The sequence below is a fragment of the Stenotrophomonas sp. YJH_SMC_79 genome (genome assembly GCF_059367995.1).
Window position 1 is genome coordinate 1 of sequence record NZ_JCAFRK010000002.1, and the last position, 17164, is coordinate 17164.

A 17164-nucleotide genomic window follows, 5' to 3' on the forward strand; every position below is an offset into this window, starting at 1 on the left:
CCGTGCTGGACGTACGTAACAAGGCCAATGCCAACCGTAAGATCAGCGGGATTGCCGATGCGACCCTGAGCGGCACCAGCACCGAAGCCGTGACCGGCCGCCAGCTCACCGCTACCAACAGCAACGTCACCACCGCGCAGAACACCGCCAACACGGCGCAGACCACCGCCGGTGCCGCCAGGACTGCCGCTGACAACGCGCTGGCACAGGCCACCACGCTGGGTGGGCTGGTGGGGCAGGTATCGGCTACCGGCAATGTGCGGCTGGGTGCCGAGAACAGCGGCACCGTGCTGGATGTCGCCAACAAGGCCGGTGCCAGGCGCCGTATCAGTAATGTCGCCGATGGCGTCCTCAGCGCCACCAGCTCCGATGCCGTGAGCGGCCAGCAGCTGTTTGCCGCCAACGAGACAGCGAAGGCGCAGGGTCTGGCGCTCTCGTCGCATGCCACGCAGCTCACTGCACATGCCGGCCGCATCGATGACAACCGTGATGGCCTGGATCGCCTTCGCGAAGAGTTTGAAGCCTTCAATCCGGACCTGGACAGCGTGGTGAAGTTCAGCGACGACCGCAGCCTGGTCGAGATGGGCGGTGCGCGGGTTACGGGGATTGCTGATGGGGATATCAGTTCTGCGGCTAGTACGGATGCAGTGAATGGTGGCCAGTTGTTTACCACCAATCAGCGGGTTTCGAAGATTGAGGAGCAAAGTATGCTCCTCAGTATCGATTCATCATCTGCCAGCCTGCCCGCAGAGTCAGGGTGGCTTGGCGTCGCTGTTGGTTCCGGCTCATCTGCAATGGGAGCGGGCTCGACCGCAATCGGAAGCTTCGCACTCGCAGAGGCCGAGAATTCAGTTGCAGTCGGGCGAGGATCTGCGGTTCTCATTGGAGCTACAGGCGGATTTGCGCTTGGTAGTGGAACCGAAGTGGCGGCCGAAAACGGCGTGTCGCTTGGTTCAGGCAGTCGCGTAATGGCTGGGGCGGCCCGAGCGGTTGCGATCGGCTCCGGCTCGGTGGCGCGTGAGGAAGCTTCGGTGTCCTTCGGAAACGACACTCTGAAACGTCGGCTGGTAAATGTCGGTCGAGGAGCTGAAGTCCATGATGCGACCACCATTGCACAGCTCAACGAATCCCTGGCTACTCTTGGCGGTGGTGCGGGCATGGACGCGAACGGCAACGTGATCGCTCCGACCTACACCATGCAGGGCAGTACCCAGCGCACGGTAGCGGATGCACTGAACGTACTGGATGGCACCACTACCAAGACCGGTACCCGAGTGGGCGTGATCGAGAACCAGCTTCGTTCGATGTTCGACGAGACGACATCTGCGCGTACGGGCGGCGTTGGTCAGCTGTCCCTTGCTGGCGCACAGGGTATGGTCCTGACCAACCTGGCTGATGGTCGATTGGCTCCGGGCAGCCGCGATGCCGTTACGGGCAACCAGCTGCATGCGGCCAAGCAGGAGATCGCCCGCAACAAGAGCGAGATCGATCAGATGAAGGAGCAGCAGGATGAGCCGCTAGGTTCCGCTCGCCAAGGCCCGATCGACTTTGCTGGCGCTCGCGTTACCGGATTAGCAGAGGGTGATATCAGTTCCGTTGCTAGTACGGATGCTGTCACTGGTGGGCAGCTGTTTGCCACGAATTCAGAGGTCGCTTCTCTGAAGGAACAGGCAAAGTACTTAGCTGTTGGAGTTGGTGGCGCGCAGGCTGCGGCGAAGGCGGGATTGGTAGCTGTTGCTCTTGGGGACTATGCAGAAGCATCTCTGGAATCTGAAGGTGCTGTGGCTGTAGGCAGCTTTTCTCAAGCGCACGCTCGAAACTCTGTCGCTCTCGGACGCGCGGCCTATATAGCTGCATCGGCGGATGCCGGTTTCGCGCTCGGAACCCAGGCCGAGGTCTTGGCTGAAGGTGGGATGGCACTGGGGGCCGCGTCGTCTGTTGCGCGCGGGGCGGCCAACTCTGTAGCTGTTGGCAATCAATCTGTCGCAAAGGAAGTAGGGACGGTGTCATTCGGCAACGACAACCTGAAGCGCCGCCTAGTGAACGTCGGGCGAGGCATTTCTGCGAACGACGCCACCACCGTAGCCCAGCTCAACGAAACCCTGCGCAGCATCGGCGGCGGCGCCCGCATCGACGCCAACGGCAACATCGTCGGCCCCAGCTTCAGCCTGCAGGGCCGCAGCCACGCCACCCTCGGCGATGCCCTGCAGTCGCTCGACGGCGCCGTCACGTCCACCGGTTCGCGCATGGATCGCGTGGAAGGCCAGTTGCGCTCGGTGTTCCAGGACACGCCCACCAGCCGCACCGACGGCATCGGTCAGCTGACGCTGGCCGGTGCACAGGGCATGGTCATTTCCAACGTGGCCAACGGCCTGATCGCGGCGGGCAGCCGTGATGCGGTCAATGGTGGCCAGCTGCATGCCATGCAGCAGCAGCTCAACGGCCGCGTGGACGGGCTGGAGAGCCGCCTGGATGGGCAGCCGCAGGGGCGTTCGCAGCGCCTGGCATCAGCCGAAGCGCCGGTGACCCTGCCGCCTGCCACAGAGGAATCGCCGGTGGCCGAAGCCGGTGGTGCACCGAAGGTTGCCTCCAACGAGGGTGGCGGCCAGCCGGCGGGTTCCCCGAAGAAGAAGGACGAGCCGGCACCGAAGGCGCAGGTTGATACCGCCGAGCTGGAGAAGATGCTGGCGCGTGCCAACGAGTACACCGATGGCGCCATCAGCAGCGTCGAACGCCGCCTGGACAAGATGGACAAGCGCTTCAACCGGATGGCGGCGATGGGCAGCGCGCAGAGCGCAATGGCGATGAACACCGCGGGCCTGAACACCTACAACCGCCTGGGCGCGGGCGTGGGCTACAGCGAGGGTGAATCGGCCATGGCGGTCGGCTACCAGCGTGTGCTCAATGACAAGGGCTCGGCCACCTTCAGCCTCAACGGCGCGTTCACCAACAGTGGCGAACGCACCGTCGGCGTCGGTGTGGGTATCGGCTGGTAAGCAGTGCAGCCCCGGCGTGGTGCGCGTAAAGATCCCCGCCGCGCCGGGGCCCTTGCCGAGGAGATGGCAATGTACCGATGGGCAAGTCGATTCATCAGCTACCGCACGTTCTATCTGTGGCGTGCGCGGTATTACTACTACACCCGGCGCGTGGATGTCTTGCTGTTGTCCAACGTGCTGTGCTTTGCGGTTGTGGTGTTCGTGCTCTGGTACTACTGGAAGTTCAGTACGGTGCCACCCCCGCGGCTGCATCCGCAGGCGGCAGCCTTGCGGGTGGAAGGCATCACCAATGAGGCGATCCTCCGCATCGCGATGGTGCGCCGCGCCGGCAGCCCGCCGGGCCAGGACTTCACCACCGGGGAGGACATCCGCGCCAGTACACTGCGCACGATGCGGGTGCGGCAGGTACTGGATGGCGAGGTGGCATGGCGGTTGAAGGCCACGCTGCTGGCGGACATCGCCGATTACATCGAGGCGACCAATGGCTGTGCGCCGTATCAATGCGCGCGGGTGCAGGCGCACATCAGCCTGCTGCGCGAGGCCGCAGCGGAAAACAGGGGCATCAACCGCGCGCTGCAGCCCATCCTGGATGGCCCACCTGATCGGGTACCCAGTCTCGAAGGCGTCGAACGCCAGCGGGTGAAGAGCGGCTGGTCGGATGCGTTCAGCGACATCTACCACCAGGCATGGTTGTTGAACGATCTTCGGACCATGCACGCGCGGATGATGGCGGAGTATCCCAGGCGTGCGCCTGCCCCCTGGTTGCCGGAGTGGCTGTTGGGCGCCGGGCCCACAACCGGCAGCGGAATGCCGCTGTAGGGCATTGGCCATCAGGAGGGTGGGCGGCGGGTCCGCCTGCACGTGATGAGGGAAGGGCGAATCTGCAACTTGTTGCATGGTATTGGCCCCGGCCTGTACGGACACTGCGCACCCTCCTTTTTTCAACCGGGCTCCCCGCCATGCATGTCCCTGCCCGCCATTCAGCTTCACGGCCTCTTCCCCGCAATCTGTTGGCCATGGCGATCTTCGCCTCTGTGCTGCCTGCTCCCGCCTTTGCCAGCACGCCGCTGCCGCAGTTGATTGCCGATGGCAGCGCGCACGACGCTGCAGGCAGCTACGAGACGAATGAGGCAGGGGCGGCGGGTCATGCGCTGTTCGCACTCAACGGCGGTCGCATCGACGCGGCCGCGCCAGTGTCGGTCATTACCCGCGGGCAGGGCGCCGCAGCCCTGCGCGCTGAATCCGATGGCCTGATCCGGCTGCACGGCGGAGCAGTCAGCACGCAGCACGGGCGCGTGTCCGACGCCATTTCGGTGGCGTCGGGCGGGCGGGTGGAGCTGCTGCGCGCCGCCGATGGAACCGGTGTGCGGGTGTCCACTCTCGGCCTTGGCAGTGCCGCTGCCCGGGTCGATGGCGGATCGCTGCTGATGCAGGGTGCGCACCTCAGCACCACGGGCAATTCGGCCATGGCGGTGATCGCTGCCGGCGGTGCACGGGTGCAGGTGGACGACAGTGAGCTCACCGTGGCCGGCGCCGGTTCCGAGGCCCTGCGTATCGGGCAGGGCGCCATTGCGGACGTGACCCGATCAGTGCTGCGCGCCAACGGTTGGGGCAGTGCGGCGGCCGCCGTGGCCAGCGGCGGCAGCCTGCGTCTGCAGGGCAGTTCGCTCGTGGCCGGACCCTCTGCAAAGGGCTTGCTGGTGGAACGCGGTGGCGCAGCAGTGTTGGTTGACACTCACCTGGATGCGGAAGGGGACCCGACCGCCGCCATGCCGATGGCCGAAGTCGATGGCGGCACGCTGCACTGGCGCGGGGGGGAACTGATCGCGTCTTCGGAACGCAGCAGCGGCATCGCGCTGCGGGGCGACAGCGTTGCCCAACTCGAGAACCTGCGTATCGTGACCGGTTTCCACGCGGTTTCCGCGACGGACGGCGACGAGGTCAGCCTGGATGGGGTGGACATCTACACCCATGGCGGCATTGCTGCAGCGGTTCACCTGGGCGCGGCCAGCTTCACGATGCACGGTGGCACTATTGGCACCTCGGCCCGCAGCGCCGTGGCGCTGGACAACCGTGCAGGTGATGCTCGCCTGTTCGATGTGCGATTGACTACGCTTGGGCAGTCCTCGCACGGCCTGTACGCATCGATGGATGCAGGCCGTGGCCAGCCGTCCATCCAGGCCGATGGTGTCACCATCCAGACCCGTGGCGCAGGTGGCATCGGTGCGGTGGCGCGGCTGGGTGGCCAGGTGGCGCTGTCCGGTGGCTCCATCGTCACGTCCGGCGAAAAGGGCTATGGCGTGCTGACCGGCGGTGCCGGCCGCATGTCCCTGTCTGGCACCGATGTGACTACGACCGGCCGTGGTGCCTGGGCGGCGGTGATCAATGCCAACGGCGTGCTGGACATTGACGGTGGGTCGTTGCTGGCCGAGCGCCATGGTGCACTGTGGGTGCGCAGCGCCCGCCAGTTCACCGCGCGCAACGGTGCACGACTGGCCGGCGGCAATGGTGTGCTGGCGCAGGTCGATGCCGCATTCGCTGCACCGTTCACCTTCGATTTCAGCGGCGATGTGGACGCGGTGGGTGACATCGTGATCACCCCGGAAGACCTTGCTGCGGGCATTCCGGTCGCCGTGGATCTACGGTTGAACCTTGCCGATCGATCACGGTGGCAGGGAAGCAGTACCGTGCTTGGGCAGGCGAGGTTGTCCGGGCAGAGCCAGTGGACGCTGACCGGTGATTCGCGGGTCGGATCGCTGTCGCTTGATCGCAGTATGGTGCAGCTTTCCCAGGGCTATGCCGGTCGCTTCCACCGCCTTGTCGTGGGCGGTGACCTGGATACGCATGGCAGTCTGCTGGTGTTCAATGCGGCGCTGGGCGGTGACGCGTCCGCGACCGACTTCCTGCACGTGCTGGGCAGCACCCGCGGCGATGCGGCGGTCCAGGTCAACAATGTCGGCGGGCTGGGCGCGCAGACGCAGAACGGTATCCAGCTGATCCAGGTGGAAGGCAGCTCGGACGCGCACTATTCGCTGTCCGGGCGTGCCGTTGCGGGCCGCTACGAGTATTTCCTGCACAAAGGCGGCATTGCCGACCCTGCCGACGGTGGCTGGTACCTGCGTTCGGCGCTGGCCACCGTGCCCGACCCCTGCGAGAGCGATCCGCAGGGTACAGGCTGCTCGGTGAAGCCGCCGCCGGAACTCTGCAGTGAAGGCCTGGGTGGGCCGTCGTGCGAAGACGGCCCGGGTGTGACGCCTGATCCCTGCGAGGTGATTGAAGGCGATGGGTGCGCTGGGTTGCAGCCACGCATCCTGCGCCCGGAGGCGGGTACCTATCTGGCCAACCGCTTCGCCATGGACCGGCTGTTGCAGCACGGCGCACAGGACCGAGGCGTTCGTACAGGCGACGGTGTGCAGGGCTGGATCCGCACGCAGGCCGCGCAGGTGCGGCTGCCTGGCGTGGACAACCAGTTGTCCCTGCGGTCGCAGCATTCCGTGCTGCAGCTGGGCGCCGACGTGGGTGTATTCGATGCAGCGCGCACCCGTGTGGGCGTGATGCTGACTGCTGCACGTGCCAGAACCCAGGCGCGGTCGGTGTTGACCGATTACCAGGCGCAGGGCGACGTGCAGGGCGCCGCCGTGGGTATCTACGCGAACTGGGCATCCGAGGCGGCCTATGTGGATGCGTGGACACAGCGCGGTCGGTTCCGCAACCGTGTCGATGGCGATGCACTGGCGCGTGAGCGCTATCGCAGCCATCTGTGGCAGTCCTCGCTGGAAGCGGGCTACCGCTTCGGTGTGGGCCGCGTGGGTTCCACCGCAGTAAGCCTGCAGCCCGAACTGCAGTTGGTCCACAGCCGTTCGCAGATGGGCACGCATGTGGAGCACACCGGTACCGAAGTGCGCCTGCTGCAGTCCAACCGGCTGTCTGGTCGATTGGGGCTGCGCCTGCAGGCCGAATCGCGCATGGAGTCGGGTGCAACCGTCAACCCGTACCTGGCGGCCAACTGGTACCGCCAGGGCACCGCACCGCAGGTTGCGTTCGATGGCGAAGCGATGGGCGCAGGCGTTGCGCGCGATCGCTATGAAGTCAGCGCCGGCGCGCGCATTGCCTTCCGCTCCGGACTGAACGCCTGGGGCGGCTTCGGCCTGATGCGGGGCGACCAGGGCTACAGGGAAGCCAATGCACAGCTTCGCGTCGCCTATGACTGGTAATCGTGCACCAGGGGTCAGCCGCCGATGTAGGCGGTGATCTCGGCCTCGGCCAGCAGTTGCCGCAACTGGCTGATCGAGGCGCGCCGCATCGGCTTTTCATCCACCGGCGACAGCGGCGCCTGTCGCAACGCGTCGTAGGGCAGCACAGCCAGGTCGAAGGTCAGTTCCTCGGCACTGAATACCCAGACCGGTACGTCCAGGATGCGCTCGCGGTCCATCCGCAGGCGTCGCGTGCGCGACTCGGCCGGAATGCGGTGGTCTTCCAGGAAGCGGTGTACGGCTTCCGGGTCGTCGCTGTGCAGGTGCAGCTGCACGGGGCTGTTGGCATCGGCGGTGCCCTCCAGCACCGGGCCGGCCAGGCGCGGGGAGAAGCCGTGCAGGAACTCCAGCGCACGCATTGCGGCCTCGCGGCGGCGCTGCAGTTCGTTGTCGTGCTGGGGCCCGGAGAACAGCCGCTGGTACTCGCGCAGGGCGTCTTCGATCTCGGTATTGCGGGGCAGGGAGGCATCGTCGTGGATGCCGAGCCGGCTGGCGGCCTTCAACTTGGCCTGGTGGTAGTCGCGGATGCCGCCTTCGGCCATCAGGCGGGCGGCTTCGTGGGCGAGGCGGTGGCGCCGCTCGCGGGTCTGGCTGGCAGCATGCTGACGGGCGCGATGCATGCGATGACTCCCTGTTGCGACCTGGCTACAGACTAGCGCACGGATGTGACATCTGCGTGGGTATTTCGGATGTTGCTGCTCTGGTAGGTGCCGACCTTGGTCGGCACAGGGCGCCAACCAAGGTTGGCCGCTACCACGGCAAAAGGGTGCCGTTGATCCTGTAGAGCCGAGCCCATGCTCGGCTGCTCTACCGAGGGCGCCCGGAGCCGAGCATGGCTCGGCTCTACAAAGGCGGCGCCAACCAAGGTTGGCCGCTACCAGAGCCGCTTCGGTGCCAACCCACGGTTGGCACCCACCTGATCCTTCCTCAGAAGATATCGAACGCGGCGGCGTCGGCCTGCGGCGTATTGAGGTTCAGGTCGTAGTCGGTCAGGCGGTCCATGTCTTCCACCTTCACCCACTCGGTCGCGCCGTTGAGGGTGGCTTGGACCATGCCGCTGGGCGGGTCGTTCTGCGCGATCGGGGTGTCCTTCAGCGCGGTACGCATGTAGTCGATCCAGATCGGCAGGGCGGCCTTGCCACCGTATTCGCGGTAACCCAGCGAGCGGAAGTCGTCGCGGCCCACCCACACGGTGGTCACGTACGGGCCGCCGAAGCCGGAGAACCAGGCGTCGCGGTGATCGTTGGTGGAGCCGGTCTTGCCGCCCACGTCCTCGCGGCCGAGCACCTTGGCCTGGGCACCGGTACCGCGCTGGACCACGTCGCGCATCATCGACACCAGCTGGTAGGCGGTGCGGGCGTCGATCGCGCGCGGGGCGGTGCGGGCATCCGGGTTGACCGGCGTGGCCGGGGTCTCGGTCCTGGCTTCGGCCTTGGCCGCAGCAGCCGGGTCCACCTTTGGGGCCGGGGCGCCGAAGTTGAAGCCGTCCACCACCTGGTTCACCGGCTGGTCGCTGCTGCCGGCGCAGTCGCGGCAGGCCAGTGCCGGGTTTTCCTTGAACACCAGGTTGCCGTCGCGGTCATTGACCTGGTCGATCAGCCAGGTGTCCACGCGCGAGCCGCCATTGGCGAACACGGCGTAGCCACGGGCCACCGACAGCGGGGTCAGCGAGGCGGTACCCAGCGACATCGACAGGTTCGGCGGCAGTTCCGATTCGGCGAAGCCAAACTCGCTGATGTACTTGCGCGCATAGTCCACGCCCATGCCATCAAGCAGGCGCACCGAGACCAGATTGCGCGACTGCACCAGCGCTTCGCGCAGGCGCATCGGGCCGCGGAAGCCACCGCCGTCGTTCTGCGGGGCCCAGGTCTTGCCGCGGCGGTCGCGGAACACGACCGGGGCGTCGAGCACGATCGAGGCCGGGTTGTAGCCCTTGTCGAAGGCGGCCGCGTAGACGAACGGCTTGAAGCTCGAACCCGGCTGGCGGCGGGCCTGGGTGGCGCGGTTGAACTTGTTGCCGGAGAAGCTGAAGCCACCGACCAGCGCCTTCAGCGCGCCGTTGTGGGCATCCAGCGAGACCAGCGCGGACTGGCCGCGCGGAATCTGGTCCAGCAGCCATTCGCCTTCCTTGGCACCGGCGCGCACGCGCACGATGTCGCCGCGCTGTACCAGCTTGCCCGGGGTCTTGTTGGTCCACTTGGCGGCACCGGCCGGCAGCACGATCTCGCTGCGGTTGGCCAGCACCACGGTGGCGCTGCCATCGGCGCCGGTGCTGGCGACGATCGCCGGCAGCAGGCCGGCCTGGCCGTACATGCCGCGCAGGTGCTCGGCCAGGGCGGCGGCGTCTTCGCCGGCACCCACCTGCACCTGCTTCTCCACGCCGTGCCAGCCGTGGCGGTGGTCGTACAGCAGCAGGCCGTCGCGCACCGACTGGTTGGCGGCGGTCTGCAGGGTGGAGTCGATCGTGGTGGTGACGTGGTAACCCTTGTTGACCACATCCCCGCCGAAGCGGGCGATCATTTCCTGGCGCACCAGCTCGGCCACGTACGGGGCATCGACCTGCACCGGCGGCTCATGCGCGGTGGCATGCATCGGCACGGCCTTGGCCGCATCGGCCTCGGCCTGGCTGACGAACTTCAGGTCGGCCATGCGCTGCAGCACATAGTTGTCGCGGCGCTGGCGGGCACGTTCCGGGTTGGAGATCGGATTGCCCGAGGACGGGAACTTGGGGATGCCGGCCAGCGAGGCCATCTCGTCCAGGTCCAGCTCGTTCAGCTTCTTGCCGTAGTAGAACTCGGCCGCTGCGGCCACGCCGTAGGCGCGGTTGCCGAAGAAACTCTTGTTCAGGTACAGCTCGAAGATCTCGTCCTTGCTCAGCTCGGACTCGATCTTGCGGGCCAGCAGGATCTCGGCCAGCTTGCGGGTGTAGCTGTACTCGGAGCTGAGGAAGAACTGCCGGGCCACCTGCTGGGTGATGGTGGAGCCACCCGGCACGCGCTTGTCGCTGGTGGTGGCCAGCAGCCACACCGCGCGGCCGATGCCCATGTAGTCCACGCCGCCATGCTCGTAGAAGCGGGCATCCTCGGTGGCCAGGAACGCCTGCTTCAGGCGCTCGGGCACGTCCTTCATGGTGATCGGGGTGCGCCGGGTCTCGCCGAACACCGCCATCAGCTTGCCGTCGGCAGCATAGACGTACATCGGCTCCTGCATTTCCACGTCGCGCAGGGTCTGCACGTCGGGAAGCTTGGAGGACACAGCGTAGTACAGACCGCCCACGGCGGCCGCGCCGATCAGCGCCAGGACCAGGACAATCAGGAAGATCCAGCGCAGCCAGCGGCGGAGTCGAGTCATCGGGTTCAGATTCCGATTGCGAATTTCGTGGTCGCAGAGTATAGATTACGCAAGGTGGCGGCTGGGGTCGGCACCGGGGAGCGCAAGGGGAACAGTCAGGGGCTGCATCGTGAATCCGTGAGGAACTTCACAGCAGGGCCGTTGCCATTTGCTAAGAATACGTTATTAATGCTCGGGCGCAGGTCTTGCGTCCAAGTGCCCGTCGGCAGGGGAGAAACCGTGGGGCTCATCCCAAAAAGTCAGTCGCCGCTTGTAGGCGTCGACATCAGTTCGACTGCGGTAAAGCTTTTGCAGCTGTCCCGCAGCGGCAATCGTTTCCGTGTGGAACATTACGCTGTGGAACCTCTTCCGCCGAATGCGGTGGTAGAGAAGAACATCGTGGAAGTGGAGGCCGTGGGTGAGGCCATCCGCCGTGCGATGAACCGTTCAGGCAGCAAGGCCAAGCTGGCCGCTGCCGCCGTCGCCGGGTCCGCGGTGATCACCAAGGTGATCCCGATGCCGGCCGAGCTCGACGAGAACGACATGGAAGCCCAGATCGAGCTGGAAGCGGTCAATTACATTCCGTACCCGATCGAGGAAGTGAACCTGGACTTCGAGGTGATCGGGGCGATCCCGAACAACCCGGAGATGGTCCAGGTGCTGCTGGCCGCGTCGCGTTCGGAGAACGTGGAACTGCGCCAGTCCGCGCTGGAACTGGGTGGGCTGCAGGCCAAGGTGATGGACGTGGAGGCCTTCGCGGTCGAGAACGCCTACGCCCTGGTCGCCAGTGAACTGCCGGTGTCCAGCGATGGCGTGGTCGCGCTGGTCGACATCGGCGCCACCATGACCACCCTCAATGTCCTGCGCGGTGGCCGCAGCCTGTACAGCCGCGAACAGGTGTTCGGTGGCAAGCAGCTGACCGACGAGATCATGCGCCGCTACGGCCTGAGCTACGAGGAAGCCGGCCTGGCCAAGCGCCAGGGTGGCTTGCCGGAAAGCTACGAGATGGAAGTGCTGGAGCCGTTCAAGGAAGCCACGGTCCAGCAGATCAGCCGCCTGCTGCAGTTCTTCTATGCGGGCAGTGAGTTCAATCGCGTCGACCACATCGTGCTGGCCGGCGGTTGCGCCGTACTGGGTGGCCTGCCGGAGATGGTCGAAGAACAGCTGGGCGTGCCGACCGTGGTGGCCAACCCGCTGGCACAGATGACCCTGGGCCCGAAGGTGAACGCGCATGCGCTGGCCCAGGATGCCCCCGCGCTGATGATCGCCACCGGTCTGGCGCTGAGGAGCTTCGACTGATGGCACGCATCAATCTATTGCCCTGGCGCGCCGAGCGGCGCAAGCAACGCCAGCGCGAGTTCTACGCAATGCTGGGCATGGCCGCCATCGGTGGCCTGCTGCTGTCGCTGATGATCTGGTTCTACTACGACCGCCAGGTGAGCGGCCAGATGGACCGCAACGCCTATCTGGAAGCCGAGATCGAGAAGGTCAAGGAACAGAACAAGGAGATCGATCGCCTCGATGCGCAGAAGGACCGCCTGCTGGCCCGCAAGAAGGTGATCGAGGAACTGCAGGCCAAGCGCTCGCAGATGGTCCACCTGTTCGATGCGTTGGTGCGCACGATTCCTGACGGCGTGGTGCTGACCGCCCTGCAGCAGGAAGGGGACATGCTCACCCTTGAGGGACGCACCCAGTCCAATGCACGTGTGTCGGCTTACATGCGCAACCTGGAAACCTCCGGCTGGATGACTAACCCGGAACTGTCGATCATCCAGGCCAGTGCCGGGGACAAGAGTGCAGCCGGCCCGGTCTCGGACATCAAGGCGCTGCCGTACATGTTCAAGGTCACGGTGAAGCTGCCTGCACAGAGTGAAGAGACCGGCACCCCCGGTTTGAACGCCGATGGCAGCGTGGCGGCCGCGCCGGCTGCGACGCCCGCCGTGGCGCCGCTTGCCGCCGGCCCCGATGCGGCGGCCCCGGCCGCTGCTCCAGCACCGGCCACGGCCCCGGCCCAACCGGCAGCAGCGCCCGCCAGCGCTCCGGCCACCGCACCGGCGCCTGCACCGGCGCCTGCACCGGCCAAGCCGAACCAGCCCGCCGCACCGGCACCGGCCGCCAGGCCTGAGGGCAGCCGCCTGGCGCAGCCGCCGCAGGCCTCTTACGCCCCGCTGCAGGGGGATCGCGCATGAGCCAGAAAATCGATCTGAAGAACCTGGATTTCAACGACATCGGCAACTGGCCGCAGAAGGCCAAGATCGTCTTCTGTTCGTTGCTGGCCCTGGTCATCATGTTCGTTGCGTGGATGCTGCTGATCAGCGGCAAGCGCGATGAACTGGCCAGCCTGGAGTCGAAGGAAAGCGATCTGCGCACCGAGTTCTCCAAGCAGCAGGAACGCGCGGTGAACCTGGGGCCGCTGAAGCAGCAGCTGGCGCAGATGGAGCAGGTCCTGCAGCAGATGCTGCGGCAGCTGCCCAGCAAGACCGAAATGCCGGACCTGATCATCGACATCTCGCAGACCGCGCTGTCCAGCGGCCTGACCAGCCAGCTGTTCGAACCGGAACAGGAGCAGGTCAAGGAGTTCTACGCCGAGAAGCCGATCAAGCTGAAGATGGTGGGCAGCTACCACCAGTTCGGTGCGTTCGTCAGTGGCGTGGCCTCGCTGCCGCGCGTGGTGATCCTGACCATGCACGACATCAACCTGAAGCCGGCGGACAAGGCTGGCGGTGGTTCGCGTGCCGGTGCGCTGGAGTTGTCCGGCACTGTCAAGACTTACCGGTATCTTGACGAGACCGAGGTGCAGGAACAGCAGAAGGCTGAAGCCGGCAAGGAGGGCAGCAAGTGATCCGTTCCTTCTTTGCACGTTGCGGGATGGTCGCTGCCGTGTTGCTGCTGGCTGCCTGCGGCCGTGGCGTGACCAGCACGCCGGGCGACGCGCCGAATCTCGAGAAGTGGGTGGAAGGCGAACGTGCCCGGCCGGCGCAGCCGCTGGAACCGTTGCCTGTGATGCAGCAGTTCGAGACCTTCGAGTACTCCGCGCAGGGCCTGCGTGATCCGTTCACCGATGCCTGGACCAATCCGCAGGGGAATGGCGGACTGCGGCCGGATCCGAACCGGCGCAAGGAGCCCCTGGAGGGCTTCCCGCTGGACGCACTGGACATGGTCGGTACCATCGGCACCGGCGGCGGCACCGTCGCGCTGGTGATGGGGCCGGACAAGGTGACCTACCGGGTGCGCCCGGGCGGTTACCTGGGGCAGAGCGACGGGCGGGTCACTGCGGTCTTCGAAGACCGTGTGGAGCTGATCGAACTGGTGCCGGATGGCGCGGGTGGCTGGCTGGAACGGCCGGCAACGCTCTCGCTTGAAGATCAATGATCGTTTACTGGGGATAGCACGATGACCTTTCACCAAGCCAAGGGGCTGCGTCCCATCCGGCGCTCTACCTTGAACCGTGTCAGCGCGTTGGGAGTCGCGCTGATGCTGGCCTGCGCTCCGGCGCTGGCCGCCGCACCGGCGGAGAAGCCGGTGGGCACCACCGTCGCACCGGCCGCGGCACCTGCCGGCCTGTCGGTGGCCAAGATCGATTTCAAGCGTGGCGATGATGGCGCGGGCCGTCTGATCGTGCAGTTTGACGGCCAGGGCGCGATCCCGGACCTGCGCACGCAGGGCAACAGCGTGGTGGTCGACGTCGGCAATGCCCGCCTGCCGGCCAACCTGCAGAAGCCGTTGAACGTCGTCGACTTCGCCACTCCGGTGCAGCGCATTGACGCCAAACCATCCGGCGCCGGCACCCAGCTGGTGCTGAGCACCGGTGGTGCGGTGGAGTCGCTGGCCTACCAGAGCGGCAACGAATACGTGGTCGAGATCAGCGCGCGGCAGGCTCCGGCCGCCGTCGGTGCGGTGACCGCTGGCAGCGTCACCCAGGCGGCAAAGGCCGTCGGCCAGCGCGGCTTCACCGGCAAGCCGGTGACCTTCAACTTCCAGGACGTGCCGGTGCGCACCGTGCTGCAGTTGATCGCCGAAGAGTCCAACCTCAACGTGGTGGCCTCCGACTCGGTGCAGGGCAATGTGACGCTGCGCCTGGTCAACGTGCCGTGGGACCAGGCACTGGACATCGTGCTGCGTGCCAAGGGCCTGGACAAGCGCCGCGACGGCAGCGTGATCTGGGTAGGCCCGCAGGCCGAACTGGCCAAGTTCGAGCAGGAGAAGGAAGACGCGCGCATCGCCATCGAGAACCGCGAAGACCTGGTGACCGATTACGTCCAGATCAACTACCACAGCGCCACCCAGATCTTCAAAGCCCTGACCGAAGCCAAGGGCATCGGCGGTGGTGGCGGTGGTGGCGCAGGTGGCGGTGGCGGTGGGTCGTCGCAGGAGGAAAGTGGCTTCCTGTCCGGCCGTGGCCGCATCGTCGCCGACGAGCGCACCAACACGCTGATGATCAGCGACATTCCGAAGAAGATCGCACGCATGCGTGAGCTGATCAGCGTGATCGACCGCCCGGTCGACCAGGTGCTGATCGAGAGCCGTATCGTCATCGCGACCGATACGTTCGCACGTGAGCTGGGTGCGCGGTTCGGCATCAGTGGCAGCCGCGACAACGCCTACTTCAGTGGCAATCTGGAGGCCAATCGCGATACCCGCAAGTCGCAGGTCGAAGCCGATGCGGCCAACGCCAAGGCCTACCGCGACTGGCTGGCCGGTGGCAGTACGGGCCCGGCGCCGGTGCCGGTCGGCTCGGCAATCACCCGCGGCCTGAACTGGGCGATGCCGGCGGCGTCCACCAACCCGGCGGGCTCGCTGGCGCTGTCGATCCTCAATGCCGGCTACCTGCTGGATGTCGAGTTGTCGGCCATGCAGGAGGAGTCGCGTGGTGAAGTGATCTCCAACCCGCGCGTGGTCACCACCAACCAGCGCGAGGCCCTGATCAAGCAGGGTAAGGAAATCGGCTACGTGACCATCAGTGCCGGTGCAGGTGGTGTCGCTACGCCGAACGTGCAGTTCAAGGAAGTGGTGCTGGAGCTGAAGGTCACCCCGACCATCACCAACGACAACCGCGTGTTCCTCAACATGCAGGTGAAGAAGGATGAAGTGGATCGGCTGATCCAGCTGGAAGGCTATGGCACCGTGCCGTCGATCAACCGTCGCGAAGTGAACACCGCGGTGCTGGTCGAGGACGGGCAGACCGTGGTCATCGGTGGTGTGTACGAGTTCACCGACCGCAACAGCATCAGCAAGGTTCCGTTCCTGGGCGATGTACCGTTCCTGGGCAACCTGTTCAAGAAGCGTGGCCGCAGCAAGGACAAGGCCGAGCTGCTGGTGTTCGTCACCCCGAAGGTGCTGCGCGTGGCCAAGCAGAACTGAGCCAGCACACCCGGGACTTGAAGAAGGGCCGCCATGTGCGGCCCTTCCTCGTTCATGCCGGCCGCCATCCGCGAATGATCCGGTAGATCCGCGCCATGCGTGGATGAGATGCCCGTTCAGCCGTTCTTGATGCCAATCGCAAGGCACCCTGCGATGATGTCGGGAACCCGTGCCGTCCCGCGCCGGTCAAAGGCCCCCATGAACCTGCCACCGCCGATGCCCGAAACCGTCTCGCCGCCGCCCGCGCCGGCCACCTCCCGCCTGCATGGCGCCTTCAACCAGCTGCGCGACGCGCTGTCGGCCGAAATCGTCGGCCAGGCGGCCTTGGTCGAACGCCTGTTGATCGCATTGCTGGCCGACGGGCACCTGCTGGTGGAGGGCGCCCCGGGCCTGGCCAAGACCACGGCCATCCGCGCGCTGGCCTCGCGCCTGGAGGCGGATTTCGCCCGCGTGCAGTTCACCCCCGACCTGCTGCCGGCCGACCTGACCGGTACCGAAATCTGGCGCCCGCAGGAAGGCCGCTTCGAATTCGTACCCGGCCCGATCTTCCATCCGATCCTGCTGGCCGATGAAATCAACCGTGCGCCAGCCAAGGTGCAGTCGGCGCTGCTGGAAGCGATGGGCGAGCGCCAGGTCACCGTTGGCCGCCACACCTACGCTTTGCCGCCGCTGTTCCTGGTGATGGCCACGCAGAACCCGATCGAGCAGGAAGGTACCTTCCCGCTGCCGGAAGCGCAGCTGGACCGTTTCCTGATGCACGTACGCATCGGCTACCCGGACCAGGCGGCCGAATCGGAGATCCTGCGGCTCGCCCGCGAGCGTGCCCGTGGCGCACTGGGCGAGGCGGCACCGGCACCGGAGAAGCTGCCGATGCAGGATGTGTTCGACGCCCGCCGCGAAGTGCTGGACCTGCATATGGCACCGGCATTGGAGCGCTATCTGGTCGAACTTGTGCTGGCCTCGCGTGATCCGTCGCGCTATGACGCCGGCCTCGGGCGCCGCATCGCCTGGGGCGCAAGCCCGCGTGGCTCCATTGCGTTGGAACGCTGCGCACGTGCACGCGCCTGGTTGGCCGGTCGCGACTTCGTTACCCCTGACGATGTGCGTGCGGTCGCCGCCGACGTGCTGCGCCATCGCGTGCTGCCCAGCTACGAAGCCACCGCCGAAGGCTGGGATGGCGAGCGCCTGGTGCAGGAGCTGCTGGCCCGGGTGCCGGCACCCTGA

General features: G+C 66.2%; 11 protein-coding genes. 9 read left to right on the forward strand and 2 right to left on the reverse strand.

Annotated elements, in window-relative coordinates; all coding sequences use genetic code 11:
* The 3 genes from AC5P57_RS06905 to AC5P57_RS06915 all read left to right on the forward strand — a co-directional run.
* Positions 1-2996 (forward strand): YadA-like family protein (locus AC5P57_RS06905; protein ID WP_495219517.1); only part of this gene is annotated, 2996 nt, incomplete at its 5' end.
* Between the two features lie 69 nt (positions 2997-3065).
* A complete protein-coding gene (locus AC5P57_RS06910; RefSeq protein WP_099552980.1) occupies positions 3066-3815 on the forward strand; it encodes a hypothetical protein in 750 nt (249 codons plus the stop codon).
* Between the two features lie 197 nt (positions 3816-4012).
* The gene (locus AC5P57_RS06915; protein WP_262235306.1) at positions 4013-7210 is read left to right on the forward strand and encodes an autotransporter outer membrane beta-barrel domain-containing protein; all 3198 of its coding nucleotides are present in this window, start codon (positions 4013-4015) and stop codon (positions 7208-7210) included.
* 14 nt (positions 7211-7224) lie between these two features.
* Here the strand turns inward: AC5P57_RS06915 and AC5P57_RS06920 are convergent, their stop codons facing one another.
* Positions 7225-7869, reverse strand: coding sequence for a hypothetical protein (locus tag AC5P57_RS06920; protein ID WP_262235305.1), 645 nt, complete (start codon positions 7867-7869; stop codon positions 7225-7227).
* Positions 7870-8176: 307 nt separating this feature from the next.
* Positions 8177-10600 (reverse strand): penicillin-binding protein 1A, encoded by a 2424-nt coding sequence (locus AC5P57_RS06925; RefSeq protein WP_315974204.1) that lies wholly within the window; start codon positions 10598-10600, stop codon positions 8177-8179.
* A 219-nt stretch (positions 10601-10819) separates the two neighbouring features.
* Here AC5P57_RS06925 and AC5P57_RS06930 point away from each other — a divergent pair, with 219 nt between their 5' ends.
* The 6 genes from AC5P57_RS06930 (at position 10820) to AC5P57_RS06955 (ending at position 17164) form a co-directional block, all read left to right on the forward strand.
* The gene (locus AC5P57_RS06930; RefSeq protein ID WP_099552984.1) at positions 10820-11878 is read left to right on the forward strand and encodes a pilus assembly protein PilM; all 1059 of its coding nucleotides are present in this window, start codon (positions 10820-10822) and stop codon (positions 11876-11878) included.
* Complete coding sequence (locus AC5P57_RS06935) at positions 11878-12768, forward strand: PilN domain-containing protein (RefSeq protein ID WP_262235304.1); 891 nt, start codon at positions 11878-11880, stop codon at positions 12766-12768. The genes AC5P57_RS06930 and AC5P57_RS06935 overlap by 1 nt, the downstream gene beginning before the upstream one ends.
* Positions 12765-13421, forward strand: a complete 657-nt coding sequence (locus AC5P57_RS06940; protein ID WP_005410857.1) for a type IV pilus inner membrane component PilO — start codon at positions 12765-12767, stop codon at positions 13419-13421. Before AC5P57_RS06935 ends, AC5P57_RS06940 begins: the two co-directional genes overlap by 4 nt.
* Before the next feature lie 26 nt (positions 13422-13447).
* Entirely contained in the window at positions 13448-13951 is a 504-nt protein-coding gene (locus tag AC5P57_RS06945) for a pilus assembly protein PilP (protein WP_043035665.1), read from the forward strand.
* Between the two features lie 21 nt (positions 13952-13972).
* Positions 13973-15940 carry a type IV pilus secretin PilQ gene (locus AC5P57_RS06950; RefSeq protein WP_262235303.1) on the forward strand — a complete coding sequence of 656 codons (1968 nt, stop codon included), beginning with the start codon at positions 13973-13975 and terminating at the stop codon, positions 15938-15940.
* 198 nt (positions 15941-16138) lie between these two features.
* Positions 16139-17164, forward strand: a complete 1026-nt coding sequence (locus AC5P57_RS06955) for an AAA family ATPase (protein WP_049432649.1) — start codon at positions 16139-16141, stop codon at positions 17162-17164.

What these genes read in the sequence shown, in the direction of transcription:
- AC5P57_RS06910 (WP_099552980.1), top strand. Translation starts at nt 3,066, where the DNA reads ATGTACCGATGGGCAAGTCGATTCATCAGCTACCGCACGTTCTATCTG.
- AC5P57_RS06915 (WP_262235306.1), top strand. Translation starts at nt 4,013, where the DNA reads ATGGCGATCTTCGCCTCTGTGCTGCCTGCTCCCGCCTTTGCCAGCACG.
- AC5P57_RS06920 (WP_262235305.1), bottom strand. Translation starts at nt 7,869, where the DNA reads ATGCATCGCGCCCGTCAGCATGCTGCCAGCCAGACCCGCGAGCGGCGC.
- AC5P57_RS06925 (WP_315974204.1), bottom strand. Translation starts at nt 10,600, where the DNA reads ATGACTCGACTCCGCCGCTGGCTGCGCTGGATCTTCCTGATTGTCCTG.
- AC5P57_RS06935 (WP_262235304.1), top strand. Translation starts at nt 11,878, where the DNA reads ATGGCACGCATCAATCTATTGCCCTGGCGCGCCGAGCGGCGCAAGCAA.
- AC5P57_RS06940 (WP_005410857.1), top strand. Translation starts at nt 12,765, where the DNA reads ATGAGCCAGAAAATCGATCTGAAGAACCTGGATTTCAACGACATCGGC.
- AC5P57_RS06945 (WP_043035665.1), top strand. Translation starts at nt 13,448, where the DNA reads ATGGTCGCTGCCGTGTTGCTGCTGGCTGCCTGCGGCCGTGGCGTGACC.
- AC5P57_RS06950 (WP_262235303.1), top strand. Translation starts at nt 13,973, where the DNA reads ATGACCTTTCACCAAGCCAAGGGGCTGCGTCCCATCCGGCGCTCTACC.
- AC5P57_RS06955 (WP_049432649.1), top strand. Translation starts at nt 16,139, where the DNA reads ATGAACCTGCCACCGCCGATGCCCGAAACCGTCTCGCCGCCGCCCGCG.